Below are 17,600 nucleotides of genomic sequence, written 5' to 3'. Positions count from 1 at the left end.
CGCGCTGACAGCAAGCACCGAGCCGGGCGGGACCCATGCCGCGCCGGCTCGCCGGGCTCGGCGGCCCCGGTGGGTCGCGCCCGTGCGGCGGGCGGGTCGCCTGGCGATCTGGGATAAACCGGAGCGGCGCAGCGGAATTCCGGCGCTCGACGGGTTACGCGCGATCGCGGTTGCGCTGGTGCTGCTCGGCCACGGCGGCATCCCCGGGGTCGGCGGCGGATTCATCGGTGTCGACGTGTTTTTCGTGCTCAGCGGTTTCCTGATCACCTCGCTGCTCCTGGACGAATTGGGCCGCACCGGGCGTATCGAGCTGGCCGGCTTCTGGATTCGCCGCGCGCGGCGGCTGCTGCCCGCCCTGGTGTTGATGGTGCTCACGGTGGGCGCGGCCCGCCAACTCCTGCCCGAGCGATCCCTCACCGGCCTGCGCGACGACGCGATCGCGGCGTTCGTGTGGATGGCCAACTGGCGGTTCGTCGCCCAGAAGACCGACTACTTCACGCAGGGCGCCCCGCCGTCGCCGCTGCAGCACACCTGGTCGCTCGGGGTGGAGGAGCAGTACTACTTCGTCTGGCCGGTACTGCTGATCTCGGTGACGCTGCTGTTGGCCGCGCGGGCCAGGCGCCGCCTCACCCGCGCGACCGTCGGCGGCGTCCGGTTCGCGACGTTCGTGATCGCCACCGTCGGCGCGCTGGCGTCAGCCGCGCTCGCCATGGCGATGGTGACCGACACCACCCGCGACCGCGTGTATTTCGGCACCGATACCCGCGCGCAGGCCCTGCTGACCGGTGCCGCGGCGGCGGCCCTGATGGTTCGCGACTGGCCCTCGCTGAACCGGGGCTGGTGTCTGATCCGGACCCGGTGGGCGCGCCGCGTCGCGCGCGTTTTGCCGTTGGCCGGCCTGGCGGGGCTCGGGGTCGCGACCCACTACGCCACCGGCAGCAGCGGCGAGTTCCGCCACGGTCTGCTGATCGGGGTCGCGATCGCGTCGGTCGTCGTGGTGGCGCCGGTCGCCCTGGAGCAGCGCGGCGTGGCCGCCCGCATCCTGGCGGCTCCGCCCCTGGTGTGGCTGGGCACCATCTCCTACGGCGTCTACCTGTGGCACTGGCCGATCTTCCTGGTGCTCAACGGCGAGCGCACCGGGTGGACCGGGCTGCCCCTGTTCGCCGCCCGGTGCGGCGCGACGGTGGCGCTGGCCGCGGCGTCGTGGTGGCTGATCGAGCAACCCATCCGGCGCTGGCGCCCGGCGCGGGTGCCGCTGCTGCCGCTGGCGGCCGCCACGGTGGCCAGCGCGGCGGCGGTGACCCTGATGGTGGTTCCGGTGGGCACCGGGCCCGGCCTTCGTGAGGTCGGCCTGCCGCCGGGCGTCTCGGCGGTCGCCGCGGTGTCCCCGTCGCCTCCGGGCGGCGGCCGCCCGGCCGGGCCCCGCGATCCCAACCGGCCCTTCACGGTTTCGGTGTTCGGCGATTCGATCGGGTGGACGTGGATGCACTACCTGCCGCCGACGCCGGGATTCGCCTTCCTCGACCACACCGTGATCGGCTGCAGTCTGGTGCGCGGCACGCCGTACCGGTACATCGGCCAGACCCTCGAGCAGCGGCCGGCGTGCGACGGCTGGCCGATTCGATGGTCGGCGCAGGTCGGCCAGGACCAGCCGGACGTTGCGCTGCTGATCATCGGCCGTTGGGAAACCGTCGACCGCGTGAACGAGGGGCAATGGACTCACATCGGTGATCCCACCTTCGACGCCTACCTCAACGGCGAGTTGGAGCGGGCGCTGAACATCGTGAGCGCCAACGGCGTTCGCGTGGTGGTGGCCACCGTGCCGTACAGCCGGGGCGGCGAGAAGCCGGACGGCCGACTGTATCCCGAAGACCAGCCGGACCGGGTCAATTTGTGGAACACCATGCTGCGCAAGACCGTCGCCCACCACCCGGGCGTGCAAATCCTCGACCTGAACAAAAAGCTCTGTCCGGACGGCGTTTACACCGCCAAGGTCGACGGCATCAAGGTGCGCAGCGACGGCGTCCACCTCACCCCCGAAGGGGTGAAGTGGTTGACGCCGTGGCTGGAGGAATCCCTGCGCTAGGCCCTAATCGTCGGTGCGGCAGCTGATCTCCATGCTGTCGCTCTCCCGAACCTGGAAATTGAAGCTGACGTAGCCGTTCCCGGGATCGCGCACCCTGTCGAGATAGGGCTGCGTGTCGGCGGCGCTGGTGTTGTCGGCGACCACCAACGCCCCGATCGACAGCCGCGGTTCGAGCAGCTCGATCACCGGCAGATACAGGTCCTTCCAGCCGTCCAGCAAGACGAAGTCGACGGGCCCGTCGAGCCCCGCCAGCGTGGCCAGCGCATCCCCTTCGAGGACGGTGATCACGTCGTCCAGGCCGGTCTGCGCGAATGTCTTCTTCGCGGCGGCGATCTTGGCCTCGTTGAGCTCGGTCGTCACCACCCGGCCGGAGCCGTTGTCGCGCACCGCCGACGCCAGGTGCACGGCGGAGATGCCGAACGACATCCCGAACTCGACGACCGTTGCCGGGCGGGTCGCCCGGACCAGTGCGTACAGCAACCGGCCCGCTTCGGGTGTGACCGGGATGTAGAACTCGCTCATGGCGTCGGCGCGTTCCTGCGCCGTCATCGGCCGGTCGAAATCGCCATGCCGCTGGCGCAACAGCGACATCTGGCTCTTCGCTTCGGTGTACATGCGGTCGAGGACGGACGCGACCTTCGGATCTTGCAGAGTATTGGCCATGCTGTCGAGGGTAGGCCCGGGCGGCGCGCGGCGGTCCCGCGCAGCTGATGATCGCGGTGAGCTGCCGTAACGGTTACGCAAACGAGTTTGACGGGCCCCGGGCCGCGGTGTACAAAGGGTTTCGCAAGCACCTCGGTAGGTGAGGCGTCTGCATGGACACAGGCCACTGACCCCGAACGTCGAGAGACGCCCCGGGTCAGGACAGCTCTTCCCGGACCCAAGGGTTGAGCCCAAGTGGCTTCCGGATCGCGACCGTCGGTTGAATTCCGGATACGCCGTGCAGTGCCGAAGCTCCGACGAGAGGGGTGCGACCGGCGGCCCGTCGCCGGTTTTCGCTCTTCTCCCGTTCAGGTGACAGTGATGACACCCGCGTATGTCGCGGCCGTGAGGAGGTGAGGGCGAGATGAGTCCGGGCGATAGTCCCTATCCGAAATCCGTCTTGTCCCGATCCGGTTCCGGCATTCCTTCTGCCGCCTGAGCTTTCACGGACACTCGGTCATTCGTGCGCGTCGAGCGGCGCGCCGTTCCGGCCGGGTGCCTCCAGCTGAGCCGATCGGACCTCCCGCAAGGAGAAGATCATGGCTTTTGTTGTCACACAACGTCTCACCGCTCGGACCGGGGGGCGGGGACGTTCGTGGCTGCGGTCGGCGCGGCTGTGGGCCACCAGGGTGCACGGGCGGACCGTCCTGACGCCTCAGGAGCGGGCCAATCTGTACGTGTCGCGGATGCCGATCGCGGTAGTCACCGCGTCGCTGGGTGGACACCCTTCGACCGGCGCCCACCGGTGACGGCCTTCACGAGGACACCATGACCGCAGTCTCATCCGAGGCCGCCGGCGTCGTCACCGCCGCCACGCCAACGCATCCCGGCGCCGCCCACCCCGGCGACATCGTCGGGGCGTTCGGCCGTATCCGGCGTGACGGCGCCGGCGTGTCCGGCGGTCGCTGGCGCCGCCTGCGCACTTTGCTGGTCATCAGCGGTCCCGGGCTGATCGTGATGGTGGGGGACAACGACGCCGGCGGCGTCGCGACCTACGCCCAGGCCGGGCAGAACTACGGGATGGCGCTGCTGTGGACGCTGGCGCTGTTGATTCCGGTGCTCTACGTGAACCAGGAGATGGTGCTCAGGCTCGGCGCGGTCACCCGAGTCGGGCACGCGCGACTGATCTTCGAGCGGTTCGGCAGGTTCTGGGGCGCATTCAGCGTCGGTGACCTGCTGATCCTGAATGCGTTGACCATCGTCACCGAATTCATCGGCGTCGCATTGGCGCTCGGGTTCCTGGGCTGCCCCAAGCTGATCGCGATCCCGGCCGCCGCCGTGCTGCTGTTCGCGGTGGTGGCCGGGGGGTCGTTCCGCCGGTGGGAGGGGCTGATGTTCCTGCTGATCGCGGTGAACGTGCTGGTCATCCCGATGGTGCTGTTGGTGCATCCGACGGCGAAAGGGATTGCCGGCGGCCTGATTCCGCGGTTCACGGGCGGGGTCAACTCCACCGTGCTGCTATTGGTCATCGCGATCGTGGGCACCACGGTGGCGCCCTGGCAACTGTTCTTCCAGCAGTCCAACGTGGTGGACAAGCGCATCACCGCCCGTTGGATGCCCTACGCCCGAGCGGATTTGGTGATCGGGATCGTGGTGGTCATGGTCGGTGCGACGGCGCTGATGGCCGTCACGGCGTTCGGTCTGGCCGGCACGGCCGGCGCCGGGCACTTCACCGATGCCGGCGCGGTGGCGGCCGAGCTGTCCCAACACCTCGGCGGTACGGTCGGGACGCTGTTCGCGATCATCCTGCTCGACGCCTCGCTGATCGGGGCGAACGCCATTGGGCTGGCGACCACGTATGCCATCGGCGACGCGATGGGCAGGCGGCACTCCCTGCACTGGAAGATCAGCGAGGCCCCGCTGTTCTACGGCGGCTACGCCTTGCTGCTCGCGGTGTCGGCCGCGGTCGCGTTCAGCCCCGACCATGTCCTCGGTTTGGTGACTCAGGGTGTGCAGGCGCTCGCCGGTGTCCTGCTGCCTTCGGCAACGGTCTTCCTCGTGCTGCTGTGCAACGACCGGGCGTTGCTGGGTCCGTGGGCAAACAGCGTGCGGCAGAACATCGTTGCGTGGATCATCGTGTGGGCGTTGGTGCTGCTGTCGCTGGCGTTGACGGCGACCACGTTCTTCCCGGGCCTGGCTACGTCGACGATCGAGGCCGGCCTCGCCGTCGGCGCGGCCATCGGTGTCGTCGGCGGTGCCGCTGTGATCATCGCCGGTCGCCGGTATTCCGGGCTGCGTGACGCGGAAGCCGTCGTGCGGACGCTCGGGGGTGGCCTGGACCCCGAACAGGTCGACCAACTCGACGACACCCCGACACTCACGCGCGCCGAACGCCGCGCCATCCGCCGCCAGGACCGGATGGACTGGCAGACCCCGAGCCTTGCGGGCCTGGCCCGCCCGGCCATGTCGCCGATTCGCCGGGCGGGGCTTTTCACCCTGCGGGCTTACCTGGTGCTGGCGGTCGCGCTGGTGGTCGTCAAGGTCGTGCAGGCCGGCATCGTGGGCCCGGCCGCATCACTCTGAATCGTTCGGCAGCAGAACGATTTTGCCGCGGGTATGCCGTTTCTCCAGTTCCTCGTAGGCATCGGCGACCCGATCCAGCGGATAGGTCGCCGCGATTTCGAAATCGATGGCGCCGTCGACCACGAGCCGGGCCATTTCGGCCAGCACCTCGGGCGTCGACGCCTCAGCGCTGGCTTCGGTCTTGGCGCCGACCTCGCCGGCCTTCTGGAACGAGATGATCGTGTCGATCCGGTCGGGTGCGACGCCCAGGTCGACGGCGAGCTGCACGTAGTCGGGTCCGAAGAGGTCGATGAACGCGTCGATCCCCTCCGGTGCCGCCTCGCGCAGCCGGTTCGCCAGCCCGTCGCCATAGGGAATCGGGGTGACGCCGTGGGCGCGCAGCCAGTCGGCGTTGGCCGGTCCGGCGATGCCGAGCACCCGTGCCTTCCGCAGCACCAGAAGTTGCACGACGAGGCTGCCCACGCCGCCCGCCGCCGCCGACACGGCGACCGTCTCCCCCGGCCGAGGTGCCACTGCCCGGACGGCCGCGTACGCGGTCACACCGGCGACGTAGAGGGAGCCGGCGACCTCCCAGCTGAGTTGGGGGGGTTTGTGGATCAGCTGGCCGGCCGGGACCGAGGCATGGGTGGCGTGGCTGGACCGGCGGAAGCTGAACCCCAAAACCTCGTCCCCCACCGTGAATTCGGTCACTCCGGGGCCCACCGCGGTCACGATGCCGGCCAGGTCGCTGCCCTCACCGGACGGAAAGGTGGCGGGGAACATGTCGTGCACGGCGCCGGTTCGGATGGCGGCCTCGCCGGGGTTGATTCCGGCGGCGCGGACCTCGACGACCACCTCGCCGGGTGCTGGGGCGGGCATCTCGACGTCGGCCACGTATAACACCTCGCGACCCCCGTATCGGTCGAACCGTACGGCGCGCGTCGCAGCTGCCATATCGATCTCCTCTCGTCGCGGCTACAGCAGACCGAGCAGCCGCAGGTCGAGAACGTACTTCTCGATCAAGTCCGCCGTCAGGTGCGGGATGTCGTTGTCCGCACCGAGTTTGGCCGCGCGGACCGCGCCGCGGAAGACGTCGGTAGGGGCCGGGGCGCCGCGCAGCGGTGTCTCCGGCTTCCGGTAGGCGTCCAGTAATGGCAGCGCCGAATGCTGGCGCTGCCGGTCGGGCAGGGCCCGTAGCGCGGTGCCGAACCGGCCGAGCCACTCGTCGTAATCGTCGATGCGCCGGATGTCGTGGCCGCCGGCGATCAGCCAATCCACGAACACGTCCAGGGAGACGCCGTCGTCGTGCGGGTTCATCACGTCGTAGGAGCGAAACGTCTCAGTAGCCGCCGCATCCTCGGCAACGGTGGCGATCTGCTCGCCGAGCGCGGTCACCGCTTCGGCCACGAAGTCGGCGGGCAGCCCGTCGTAGTGGGCGACCGCCCGGCCGCCGGTGTCGGTGGCCTGGTAGAAGGACCCCGGCGCGATGCCGGTGACCAGCAAGCTGAAGATCAAGCGGGTGAACGCATCCGGGACGTTGAGCTGGCCTGCGTAGCGGCTATGGGCGAGGATCATGTCGGACCGGAAGACGGCGACGGGCAGCCCGCACAGGTCGTGCGCCTCCCGCAGCAGCACCTCGCCCGCCCACTTGCTGTTGGCGTACCCGTTGGCGTAGCTGTCGTCGATCGGCCGCACGGGGCTGGTAGCGCGGATGTCGCCGTCCTCGGTGAACTCGGCCACCGACATGGCCACCGCCACGGTCGACAGATAGCTCACCGGCTTGACGCGTTCGGTGATCGCCAGGCGGATAACCTCCGCGGTGCCAACGACATTGGGGCCGAACAATTGGTCGTAGGGCAGGACGTGATTGACCAGCGCCGCCGGGTGCACGATCAGGTCCACGCCGCGGGCGAGGGAATCCCATGTCGCGCGGTCCAGCCCCAGGCCGGGCTCACCGATGTCGCCGGCGAGCACCTCGAGATGGTCGGCCGCCAGCTCGCGGAACCGCTCGAGCAGGCGCGGATCACCGCTGCGGTAGACGTCCTCCAGCCGCGTGGCGGCCGCCGCGGCATTCACGCCGCGGACGATGCAGACGAGCTTTCCGCCCGTCTCCGCGAGGCGCTCCAGCCACTCCAGGCACAGGAAGCGACCGAGGTAGCCGTTGGCACCGGTCAACAGGACCGTGTGCGGCGTGCCGATGGCGCGGGGCAGGTCCGCCGCGGCGCCAAGGGTTTCGGCGTCGATGAATTCGTCCAGGGTGAGGTCGGCCGCGCGGACCTCGGTGGCGTCCCGCCCGTGGACCGTGGCGAAAGTCGGCCGACGCGACCCTGACGTGCGCTCGGCGGCAACGTATTCCGCGAGCTGACCCAGGCTGGTCGCCGGGCCGGTGATCATTCCCACCGGGACCTCGACGTCGAAGATGTCCTGCAGCAGGTTGGAGAAGGTCAAGGCCGACAGGGAATCTCCGCCCAGTTCGATGAACAACGCACCCGGGTCCGGCGGGCCGCCCGCCAACCCCAACAGCGCCTCGGCGGCGCTCACCAGCGTGTCGATCACCGGGCGGTCGGCCGCGCCCTCGCGCAGCGCCCGAAGCTCGGTCGCCCGGTTGTCCGCCAGATCCGCGTACAGCTGCTCGAGCCGATCGCCATAGTGTTCCTTGAGCTTCGGCCGCAGCAGCTTGCCCACTCCCGACAGCAGCCCGTTGTCCTCGCTGAACGGCTCGGGCTCGACGAGGAACTCGACCGGCACCTCATAGGACTGGAGCTCGGCGAGTTTGCCTGACTGGCGCAGCGATTCGCCCAGCGCAGCCCTCAGCCCGTCGGCATCGTCGGCGAATCGTTCCAGCGCGTCCGAGGTCGGCACGATGACGGCCAACAGGTAGGGGCGTTCGCTGTTGCCATAGACGAAGATCTGACGGATCAGGGCCGCGCTGCTGAACACCGCCTCCAGGCGCGCGACGGCCACGAATTCGCCCTGGGCGAGCTTCAATACGTTGTTGCGCCGGTCGACATAGGCCAGCCGATCCGGCTCCAGTTCCGCCATCACGTCCCCGGTCCGGTAATAGCCCTGCGTGTCAAAGGCATCGGCGGTGACGTCCGGGCGCTTGAAGTACCCGGGCGTGGCGGTCAGCGACTTGACCAGCAGCTCACCCCGCGGAAAGGGTTTGTCCGTAAGGAAGTAGCCCAGCTCCGGGACGTCGACGAGCTTGTAGCCCAGTACCGGGGGCCGGGCGATCCTGCCGTCCTTGGTCACCATCCCGACCTCGGTCAAGCCGTAGCCGTCGAGCACGTGCACGCCCAGGCAGGTCTCCACGAAGCTCCGCATCTCGGCGGCCAGAGGCGCCGTGCCGCAGAAGGCGGTGACGATGCGTCCACCCAGCACCTGCTCACGCAGCTCCGTCCGCGCCTCCGCGCTGGCGGATTCCGGGTCGGATCCCCGGGAGACGCGCCGGTCGACGGCGCTCTGGTAACGCTGATACAGCATCTCCGCGACCCGTGGCACCAGCCCCATCTCGGTGGGGCGCACCAGGTTCCAGTCTTCGAACAGCGTCGACAGGTCGCTCTCGGGAACGAAGTAACTGGTGCCGCCCGCTTGGAACGCGGTCGACAGCGGTATCCGGCCGCCGAGGTGGTTGAGCGGCATGAAGTTGACGTTCAACACGGGCGTGTCCGCGAATTCGGGCATCAGCTCGTTGGTCCACAGCTTGCACAGCATGCGCTCGGTGTACATGGCGCCCTTGGGCAGTCCGGTGCTGCCCGACGTGTACATGATCATGGCGAGGCGTTCGTCGGTACCGCCGGTGTACGCCGGCTCGGGCGGCAGGGCGCGGCCGCGCCCGATCAGTTCGTCGAACGTCTCGATCGTCACCGTCATCCCCGCGGCCGACAGCTTCGCCCGCGCGCGCTCCAAAGCCTCGCGCTGATCGTCGATTTGGGGGGAGTAATCGAAACCCACCAAGCGTCGCAACGCCGCGCTGCCCAGCGCCGCCTCGACGGCGAGGTCGAGGTAGCCCGCGCCCGCCGCGAGTATCCGCGGCTCGACCTCGGCGACGATCGGCTGCAGCCGCGCCGCCGCCGCGTTGTGCTGCAGCGGCACCGCCACCAGCCCGAGATATCCGCAGACCAGGTCGAGGGTCAGGTACTCGGCGCTGGCGAAACCGACTGTGGCGACGAAATCTCCGGGCGCCACCGGATCGGCGGCGTCGCCGCGCCAGGCGCTGGCAATCGCCCCGACGTTGGCCCACAGCTCGCGATAACTGAGGGTGTCGAACCGGGACAGCAGCTGCGCCGTGGTGCGGCCGGTCGCGGGATCGGTGACCAGCGAGCGCGCCCGCCAGCCCAGTGCCGGCCGGTCGGCATAGCCCTCGATGAGGGTCTGCAGGATCTGCGGCAGGCGAAGGCCCGGCTCGCGCGCCGCCTGTTGGACCGCGGCGTGCGGCTTGGTGGTGCGGAACTGTTCGTCGACGGCGTCGAGCCGGCGGATGCGGTCGGCCACCCGTTGCCGCACCGGACCGCTCGAACCCGCAACCGCTGACTCTTGCTTCGCATCACCCGTCATCGCCAGCCTCCCGGTTCGGATCCTCGTCTACCGAGAACTCACCGCCGCGGGCCAGTCTTCCGTTCAACCATTGTGACCGTCGTCACACGAAGGTCGAATGCGCCGTAAGCGCGGCGCGGATCCGGCGTCAGGCGACGACTTGGATGGGATCGCCGACGTTCACCTGGTTGAAGTACCAGGCGGCGTTGTCGGGACTCAGGTTGATGCAACCGTGACTCACGTTGGCGTAGCCCTGGGAGTCGACCGACCAGGGCGCCGAGTGCACGTAGACGCCGCTCCAGGTGACGCGCACGGCGTATTGGGCGGTGATCTTGTATCCCTCGGGTGAGCTGAGCGGGATCCCGATGGTCCGCGAGTCCATGACGACCGTGCGCTGCTTCTCCAGGGCGGTGAAATTGCCGATCGGCGTGGGCCGGCTGGGCTTGCCCATCGAGGCGGGCATGGTGCGTAGCACTTCGCCGTTACGGCTGACGGTGAACGTGTGCGCGGAGATGCTGGCAACACCGAGGAGCGCGTCTCCGGTGTCGAAGCCCGTCGTCAGGGCCTGAACACCGACCGACACGTGGGTGTGCGCGGGCCAGTACCGGTCGGGTACCCACTGCACGACGTTGTCCTCGACCCACTGGAAGTGTCCGGGCGTGTTGCTCGGCGAGGCGACGTGGATGGACCGCTCGACGGCGGCGCGATCGCCGACCGGCGCCGTGAACGTCACCACGACCGGATGCGCGACGCCCACTACCGCACCGTTAGCCGGCAAAACCGAGGCAACCGAGGGGGCGGGTTGCGGTGCGGGGATGGAGGCGTGGCTACGGCCGGTCGATCCGATGAGGCCGATCGCCGTGATCGCGACCATAACAAACAGATAACGAACACCTCGACGCATAGCGCCCGCCCTTCGAGATGGTGCGATTGACACAACCGTATTCTACCGGCTATTCCCGCATGGCCACTTTCAGCAAACATTTGGCGATTCGCCGGGCAGCACGAACACGATCCGATCATCGGCTCGCGGGACTGGCTGGCGAGCCGGCGAGACGTTAGCCTCAGCGAAACTCCCTGGGCCGAGGAGGTGCGGGTGCTCTTCCGACAGTTGGAGTATTTCGTTGCGGTCGCGCAGGAGCGCCACTTCGCCCGCGCCGCCGAAAAGTGCTTCGTGTCGCAGCCCGCGCTGTCCGCCGCGATCGCCAAGCTGGAGCGTGAATTGAACGTCACGCTGATCAACCGCGGGCACAGCTTCGAGGGCCTCACGCCCGAAGGGGAGCGGTTGGTGGTGTGGGCCAGGCGGATTCTCGCCGAGCACGACGCATTCAAGGCCGAGGTGCACGCGGTGCGCTCGGGCATCACCGGCATGCTGCGCCTCGGCACGGTGCCGACCGCCTCCACGACGGCTTCATTGGTGCTCTCGGCGTTCTGCTCGGCGCACCCATTGGCGAAGGTGCACATCCTTTCCCGGCTGGCGGGCAGCGAACTGTACCGGCGGCTCCGCGAATTCGAGCTGGACGCCGCGATCGTGCACGCCGCGCCAGACGAGGCGCACGACATGAACCTGGTGCCGCTATACCAGGAGCACTACGTGCTGTTGTCGCCCGCGGACATGCTGGGATCCGCCGCGCCGACCATGACCTGGCCGGAGGCGGCGCAATTGCCGCTGGCGCTGCTCAGTCCCGACATGCGGGATCGCCAGATCATCGACAAGGCCTTCGCCGACCACTCCATCGAAGTGACTCCGCAGGTCGAAACCGACTCCGTCGCCTCGCTGTTGGCTCAGGTCGCCGCGGGGAATTGGGCGTGCATCGTCCCGCACACCTGGTTGTGGACGTCGCCGCTGGGACCGGAGGTCCGCGCGGTGGAGCTCGTGGATCCGGTGCTCAGGGCCGACATCGTCCTGGCCACCAATTCCGCCGGACCGGGATCACCGATCGCCCGCGCGCTCGCCGCCTCCGCCGAGGAGCTGTCGCTGAACGAGTTCTTCGACGTGCAGCTATCGCGAATCACCCTCCGACACTGACCTTTCCGGCCTCAACCCCACTTTTCGGGTTCAGGCTCGCCAGATGCCCGCTTTCCACTCCCGCCGCGGGGTCGAGCTCGCAGTCGATGACCGACGGCATCCGGGAGCCGATCGCCTCGGACAGCGCCGACCGCAATTCCGCCGGGGTGGTGACGTGATATCCCTTGCCGCCGAAGGCTTGGGCGATCAGCTCATGACGCGCACGTGCGTTCAACACGGTGGGGGCCGGATCGTGGCCGTTGGGGGATTCGTCGCCGCGGTAGACGCCGCCGTTGTTGAGGATGACCACGGTCACCGGGAGCCGGTAACGGCAGATCGTCTCGACGTCCATGCCGCTGAAGCCGAATGCGCTGTCACCCTCGACCGCGACGACGGGCCGGTCGGTCTCGACGGCGGCGGCGATGGCATAACCCATGCCGATGCCCATGACGCCCCAAGTCCCGGTGTCCAGCCGGTGCCGCGGCAGCTCCATGCCGATGACGTTGCGGGCCAGGTCCAACGCGTTCGCTCCCTCGTTGACCACGTAGACATCCGGATTATCCCGCAGCACGGCACGAATCGCGGCGAGCGCGTTGTAGAAGCGCATGGGATGCGGGTCCTCGGCCAGCCGCTCGGACATCTTGGCGTCGTTGCGGGCGGTGCGCTCGGCCAACTCCGCGGCCCATTCCGCGGGCGCCGTGACCGGGCGGGCGGTGAGGCCGTCGCGCAGCGCCGACATCACCGAGCCGATGTCGCCGACCAGGGGCCCCGCGATCGGCTGATTGCTGTCGAGTTCCGACGGCGCAATGTCGACCTGCACGAACTTGGCGTCGGCGGACCACTGCGGCGAATCCCCGTGGCCAAGAAGCCAATTCAGCCGCGCGCCGACCAGAAGGACCACGTCCGCCCTTGCGATCGCCAGGGAGCGCGCGGCCGCCGCGGACTGCGGGTGGGAATCCGGCAACAGCCCCTTGGCCATCGACATCGGCAGGAACGGAATCCCGGTGGTCTCGACGAACTCGCGAATCACATTGTCCGCCTGAGCGTATGCCGCGCCCTTGCCGAGCACGATCAACGGTCGCCGCGCACGCGCCAGCAGCTGCAGCGCGCGTTCGACCGCATCGGGCGCCGGCAGCTGCCGTGGCGCCGGGTCGACGATCCGCCAGACCGTGTCCGCGGCCGCCGCGGCGTCCATCGCCTGCCCCAACACGTCGCCGGGGATGTCGAGGTACACGCCCCCGGGGCGGCCGGAGATCGCGGTGCGGACGGCACGCGCGACCCCGCGCCCGATGTCCTCGATCCGGCCGATCCGATAGGCCGCCTTCGCGAACGGCCGCGCGGCGTTGAGCTGGTCGATGTCCTGGTAGTCGCCGCGCTGCAAATCGACCAGGGCCCGATTGCTGGACCCCGAGATCTGGATCATCGGGAAGCAGTTCGCGGTGGCGTTGGCCAGCGCGGGCAGCCCGTTGAGGAACCCGGGTCCGGATGTCGTCAGGCAGATGCCCGGCCGGCGGGTCAGGAACCCGGCGGCGGCCGCGGCATTGCCGGCCGAAGCCTCGTGGCGGAAGCCGATGTAACGGATCCCCGAGGCCTGCGCAACGCGGGCAAGGTCGGTGATCGGGATGCCGACGATCCCGTACATGGTGTCGACGTCGTTGGCCTTGAGCGCCTCCACCACCAGATGGAAGCCGTCGATCAAACGCGTGGACGCGGTCATGGGGGCGACTCCTCGTGTGGTTCCGCTGTAGTAAACGCTTGGCCCTTACTCTGACGCGGCCACCCGCCGGGTGTCCAAGACGGAGCCGCTATGCAGCGATTCACGACGTCTATCGGCGCTGGCAGCGTGGTATTCGGTCGCGTCGATAGTCAGTGGTTATCGGTCGTGAGCGAACCACTATTGGACGGGCGGCCGGGCCGCCGGGCATGGTTCGAGCAGATGCTTATCAAGACGAGGGCGAAAGGGAGCGCGGCGATGAGGACGACGAGGCCGGAAGAGATCATCGGCGGCACGGGCTCGGCCCAGACGCCGGGGCCGGGCATCACCGATCTGGTCGAGGAGGCGGGGCACCGATCCCCGGAGGCGCCCGCGCTGGTCGTCACCTCCGATCGGGTGCGGGTCAGCTACCGCGATCTGCTCCGGCTGGCCGACGACCTGGCGGGGCAGCTGGCCCGGGGCGGGCTGCGCGCGGGCGACCGTGTCGCCCTGCGCTCCGGAAGCAATGCCGAGTTCGTCGTCGGGCTGCTGGCGGCTTCCCGGGCCGGCCTGGTCGCCGTCCCGCTGGATCCGGCCCTGCCGGTCGGGGAACAGCGCGCTCGCAGCGAGGCCGTGGGCGCCAGGGTGGTCCTCATCGACGGCGCGGCACCCGCCGACGACGAGGGACGGCACCTGCCGTGGTGGCCGCTCGCGGTGACGCCCGGCGGCGCGGGCGGCACCCCGGCCGTCGACGTGGACACCACCGCCGCTCCCGCGCAACAGTTTTCGACGCCCGAGGGCCTGCGCGACGACGATGCCATGATCATGTTCACCGGCGGTACCACCGGGGTGCCGAAGATGGTCCCGTGGACCCGCGGCAACATCGCCGGCTCGGTGCACGCCATCATCGCCGGATACGGGCTCGGCCCCCGGGACGCCACCGTGGCGGTGATGCCGCTCTACCACGGTCACGGGCTGCTCGCCGCGCTGCTGGCGACCCTGGTGTCCGGGGGAACGGTGCTGCTACCGGCCCGCGGTCGGTTCTCGGCGCACACCTTCTGGGACGACATCGATGCCGTCCGCGCCACCTGGTACACGGCGGTCCCGACGATTCATCAGATCCTGTTGGAGCGGGCGGGCACCGGCCGAGAGGGTAGCTCCGCGTTGCGCTTCATCCGCAGTTGCAGCGCCCCGCTCACCGCCGAAACGGCGCAGGCGCTGCAGGGCACCTTCACGGCCCCGGTGGTGTGCGCCTTCGGCATGACCGAGGCCACCCACCAGGTGGCGACGACCGAGATCGGCCACACCGAAAACCCAGCCGCCACACCGGGTCTGGTCGGCCGGTCGACCGGGCCGGAGATCCGGATCGTCGGGCCCGACGGGCGGCCGGTGCCGCCGGGGGAGGTCGGCGAGGTGTGGCTGCACGGCCCCACTGTGGTCCGGGGCTACCTCGGCGACCCGGCGATCACGGCCGCCAATTTCACCGACGGGTGGCTGCGCACGGGTGACCTGGGAACGCTGTCGGCGGCCGGCGAGCTGGTCATCCGCGGCCGGATCAAGGAACTCATCAACCGGGGCGGGGAGAAGATCTCCCCGGAACGCGTCGAGGGCGTGCTGGGCAGCCATCCCGGCGTGCTGGAGGTGGCCGTCTTCGGCATGCCCGACACGCTGTACGGCGAGACGGTGGCCGCGGTGATCGTCCCCCGGGGATCGGCCGCGCCGACCCCGGACGAGCTGACGTCGTTCGCCCGCGACCGGCTCGCGCCCTTCGAGGTGCCGGCCAGCTTCCAGCAGGCCGCGGAGTTACCGCACACCGCGAAAGGGTCGCTGGACCGCCGCGCGGTCGCCCAGCGGTTCGGGCGCGGGGCGTGACGGTTCAGACGGTCGCCTTCACCCGGGTGGCCGCGGCCTCCGGCATGGGTTCGTAGCGGGCGAAGGCCCGGTTGAACGACGCGGCGCCGTGGGCCAGCGAGCGCAGGTCGATCGCGTAGCGCGTCAACTCCACCTGGGGCACCTCGGCCCGCACCAGCGTGCGCTCGCCCGCGGTCTCGGTACCGAGCACCCGGCCGCGGCGACCCGACAGGTCGCCCATCACCGCGCCGACGAAGTCGTCGGGCACCAGCACCGAAATCTCGTCGATCGGCTCGAGCAGGCTCACCTTCGTCGCCGCGGCCGCCTCGCGCAACGCCAGCGCCCCGGCCATCTGGAACGCGAAATCCGAGGAGTCGACGCTGTGCGCCTTGCCGTCGAGCAGCGTGACCCGGATGTCGACCACCGGGTAGCCGGCGTGCACGCCCTTCTCCATCTGCGCGCGCACGCCCTTCTCCACGCTCGGGATGAACTGCCGCGGCACCGCGCCGCCGACCACCTTGTCGAGGAACTCGAACCCGGAGCCCTCCGGCAGCGGTTCCACTTCGATGTCGCACACCGCGTACTGGCCGTGCCCGCCCGATTGCTTGACGTGCCGGCCGTGGCCTTTCGCCTTGCCGCCGAACGTCTCGCGCAACGGGACCCGCAGCTCCACGGTGTCCACGGTGACGCCGTACCGGTTGGCCAGCGCGTCGAGAACGACACCGGCGTGGGCCTCGCCCATGCACCACAACACGATCTGGTGGGTCTCGGGGTTCTGCTCGATGCGCAGCGTCGGGTCCTCGGCGGCCAGCCGGCCCAGCCCGACCGACAGCTTGTCCTCGTCGGTCTTGGCGTGCGCCTGGATGGCGACCGGCAGCAGGGGTTCGGGCATCGTCCACGGTTTGAGCACCAGCGGCTCCGCCTTGTCCGAGAGGGTGTCGCCGGTCTCGGCGCGGCTCAGCTTGCCGATCGCGCAGATGTCGCCGGCCACCACGGCCGCCGCGGGCCGCTGCTGCTTGCCCAGCGGAAACGACAGGGCGCCGACGCGCTCGTCTTCGTCGTGGTCGGGGTGCGTGCTGCCGTTCCCGTTGACCGAACCGAAGAACGACGCAAAGTGGCCCGACACATGAACCGTCGTGTCGGGCCTGATGGTCCCGGAGAACACCCGGACCAGGCTGAGCCGTCCGACGTAGGGATCCGACGTCGTCTTCACCACCTCCGCGAGCAGGGGCGCGCCGGGATCGCAGGTCAGCGTCGCGTGCGTGGCGCCCTGGGGCGTGAACACCTCCGGGAGCGGGTGTTCCATCGGGGACGGGAAGCCGCGGGTGGCGACCTCCAGCAATTCCAGGGTGCCGACGCCGGTGCCGCTGCACACAGGGATCACCGGGAAGAACGACGCCCGGGCGACGGCCCGCTCCAGGTCCTCGATGAGCACCGCCTCGTTGATGGACTCACCGCCGAGGTAGCGATCCATCAGCGACTCGTCCTCGGACTCCTCGATGATGCCTTCGATCAGGGCCCCGCGCGCCTCCTCGATCCGCTCGGCGTCCGACGGGTCCAGCGCCTGCGCGGTCCGCTTGCCGCCGGAATACTGGTAGCGCGTCTGCGACAGCAACCCGATCAGGCCTTCGCAGGACGGCATGCCGGTCGGCAGGTAGAGCGGTAACACCTTGTCGCCGAACGCGTTCTGCGCGGCCGCCAGCGCCTCGGAGTAGTTGGCGCGGGTGTGGTCGAGCTTGGTGATCACCACGGCGCGGGGCATGCCGACCTGATCGCATTCCTGCCACAGCGATTTGGTGGGTTCGTCGACACCCTCGTTGGCCGCGATCACGAACAGCGCGCAGTCGGCGGCGCGCAAGCCGGCCCGCAGCTCGCCGACGAAGTCGGCATAGCCGGGCGTGTCGACCAGGTTGATCTTGACGCCGTCGTGCGCCAGGGAGGCGACGGCAAGGCCGACCGAGCGCTGCTGGCGGATCTCGGCGTCGTCGTAGTCGCAGACGGTGCTGCCGTCGGTCACCGAGCCCGCCCTGGTCAACACCCCTGCGGCGACCAACAGCGCCTCGACCAGGGTGGTCTTGCCGCCGCCCGAGGGCCCGACGAGGACGATGTTGCGCACATCGCCGGGACCCTTCGCGATGGGAGCGGCCGCCGCGCCCTGGGCAGCGTTCGCCTTGTCCGCCATGACATTCCTCCAGTCCTCCCCGGCCGCATCACCGCTGGGG

11 protein-coding genes and 1 riboswitch are annotated in these 17,600 nt (G+C 69.6%); of the genes, 5 read left to right on the top strand and 6 right to left on the bottom strand.

Features of this window, described 5'->3' with window-relative positions; genetic code table 11:
* The first annotated feature begins 82 nt into the window (after positions 1–82).
* Positions 83–2,086 carry an acyltransferase family protein gene (locus tag C1737_RS18250; protein ID WP_102419109.1) on the top strand — a complete coding sequence of 668 codons (2,004 nt, stop codon included), beginning with the start codon at positions 83–85 and terminating at the stop codon, positions 2,084–2,086.
* 3 nt (positions 2,087–2,089) lie between these two features.
* Here C1737_RS18250 and C1737_RS18245 read toward each other — a convergent pair whose 3' ends face one another.
* Positions 2,090–2,749, bottom strand: a complete 660-nt coding sequence (locus C1737_RS18245) for an O-methyltransferase (RefSeq protein ID WP_068096248.1) — start codon at positions 2,747–2,749, stop codon at positions 2,090–2,092.
* Between the two features lie 124 nt (positions 2,750–2,873).
* Positions 2,874–3,061: riboswitch (M-box (ykoK) riboswitch) on the top strand.
* Between the two features lie 266 nt (positions 3,062–3,327).
* Between C1737_RS18245 and C1737_RS18240 the strand changes: the two genes are divergently transcribed.
* Both C1737_RS18240 and C1737_RS18235 read left to right on the top strand, forming a co-directional pair.
* Positions 3,328–3,537, top strand: a complete 210-nt coding sequence (locus C1737_RS18240; RefSeq protein WP_082974889.1) for a hypothetical protein — start codon at positions 3,328–3,330, stop codon at positions 3,535–3,537.
* Between the two features lie 19 nt (positions 3,538–3,556).
* Complete coding sequence (locus tag C1737_RS18235) at positions 3,557–5,311, top strand: NRAMP family divalent metal transporter (RefSeq protein ID WP_102420009.1); 1,755 nt, start codon at positions 3,557–3,559, stop codon at positions 5,309–5,311.
* Here C1737_RS18235 and C1737_RS18230 read toward each other — a convergent pair.
* The 3 genes from C1737_RS18230 to C1737_RS18220 form a co-directional block, all read right to left on the bottom strand.
* The gene (locus tag C1737_RS18230; protein WP_102419108.1) at positions 5,303–6,244 is read right to left on the bottom strand and encodes an NADP-dependent oxidoreductase; all 942 of its coding nucleotides are present in this window, start codon (positions 6,242–6,244) and stop codon (positions 5,303–5,305) included. The two genes, C1737_RS18235 and C1737_RS18230, sit on opposite strands and share 9 nt — an antisense overlap.
* Before the next feature lie 21 nt (positions 6,245–6,265).
* Positions 6,266–9,847, bottom strand: coding sequence for a carboxylic acid reductase (gene car, locus C1737_RS18225; RefSeq protein WP_102419107.1), 3,582 nt, complete (start codon positions 9,845–9,847; stop codon positions 6,266–6,268).
* A 127-nt stretch (positions 9,848–9,974) separates the two neighbouring features.
* Positions 9,975–10,730, bottom strand: coding sequence for a L,D-transpeptidase family protein (locus tag C1737_RS18220; RefSeq protein WP_067919498.1), 756 nt, complete (start codon positions 10,728–10,730; stop codon positions 9,975–9,977).
* Between the two features lie 192 nt (positions 10,731–10,922).
* Between C1737_RS18220 and C1737_RS18215 the strand changes: the two genes are divergently transcribed.
* On the top strand, positions 10,923–11,855 hold the full coding sequence (locus C1737_RS18215) for a LysR family transcriptional regulator (RefSeq protein WP_102420008.1): 933 nt from the start codon (positions 10,923–10,925) through the stop codon (positions 11,853–11,855).
* Here C1737_RS18215 and oxc read toward each other — a convergent pair.
* A complete protein-coding gene (oxc, locus tag C1737_RS18210) occupies positions 11,839–13,551 on the bottom strand; it encodes an oxalyl-CoA decarboxylase (RefSeq protein WP_102419106.1) in 1,713 nt (570 codons plus the stop codon). The two genes, C1737_RS18215 and oxc, sit on opposite strands and share 17 nt — an antisense overlap.
* Positions 13,552–13,806: 255 nt before the next feature.
* Between oxc and C1737_RS18205 the strand changes: the two genes are divergently transcribed.
* Positions 13,807–15,399 carry a FadD7 family fatty acid--CoA ligase gene (locus C1737_RS18205; protein WP_102420007.1) on the top strand — a complete coding sequence of 531 codons (1,593 nt, stop codon included), beginning with the start codon at positions 13,807–13,809 and terminating at the stop codon, positions 15,397–15,399.
* A 4-nt stretch (positions 15,400–15,403) separates the two neighbouring features.
* Here C1737_RS18205 and C1737_RS18200 read toward each other — a convergent pair whose 3' ends face one another.
* Positions 15,404–17,560: an elongation factor G-like protein EF-G2 gene (locus C1737_RS18200; RefSeq protein ID WP_102419105.1), complete on the bottom strand. Its 2,157-nt coding sequence runs from the start codon at positions 17,558–17,560 to the stop codon at positions 15,404–15,406.
* Positions 17,561–17,600: the final 40 nt, after the last annotated feature.

The sequence above is a fragment of the Mycobacterium sp. 4858 genome (assembly GCF_900240975.1).
Classification (GTDB): Bacteria; Actinomycetota; Actinomycetes; order Mycobacteriales; family Mycobacteriaceae; genus Mycobacterium.
The sequence above is the reverse complement of the archived record's forward strand: the minus strand, read 5'-3'. Positions and strand labels throughout refer to the sequence as shown.

What these genes read in the sequence shown, in the direction of transcription:
- C1737_RS18245 (WP_068096248.1), bottom strand. Translation starts at nt 2,749, where the DNA reads ATGGCCAATACTCTGCAAGATCCGAAGGTCGCGTCCGTCCTCGACCGC.
- C1737_RS18240 (WP_082974889.1), top strand. Translation starts at nt 3,328, where the DNA reads ATGGCTTTTGTTGTCACACAACGTCTCACCGCTCGGACCGGGGGGCGG.
- C1737_RS18235 (WP_102420009.1), top strand. Translation starts at nt 3,557, where the DNA reads ATGACCGCAGTCTCATCCGAGGCCGCCGGCGTCGTCACCGCCGCCACG.
- C1737_RS18230 (WP_102419108.1), bottom strand. Translation starts at nt 6,244, where the DNA reads ATGGCAGCTGCGACGCGCGCCGTACGGTTCGACCGATACGGGGGTCGC.
- car (WP_102419107.1), bottom strand. Translation starts at nt 9,847, where the DNA reads ATGACGGGTGATGCGAAGCAAGAGTCAGCGGTTGCGGGTTCGAGCGGT.
- C1737_RS18220 (WP_067919498.1), bottom strand. Translation starts at nt 10,730, where the DNA reads ATGCGTCGAGGTGTTCGTTATCTGTTTGTTATGGTCGCGATCACGGCG.
- oxc (WP_102419106.1), bottom strand. Translation starts at nt 13,551, where the DNA reads ATGACCGCGTCCACGCGTTTGATCGACGGCTTCCATCTGGTGGTGGAG.
- C1737_RS18205 (WP_102420007.1), top strand. Translation starts at nt 13,807, where the DNA reads ATGAGGACGACGAGGCCGGAAGAGATCATCGGCGGCACGGGCTCGGCC.
- C1737_RS18200 (WP_102419105.1), bottom strand. Translation starts at nt 17,560, where the DNA reads ATGGCGGACAAGGCGAACGCTGCCCAGGGCGCGGCGGCCGCTCCCATC.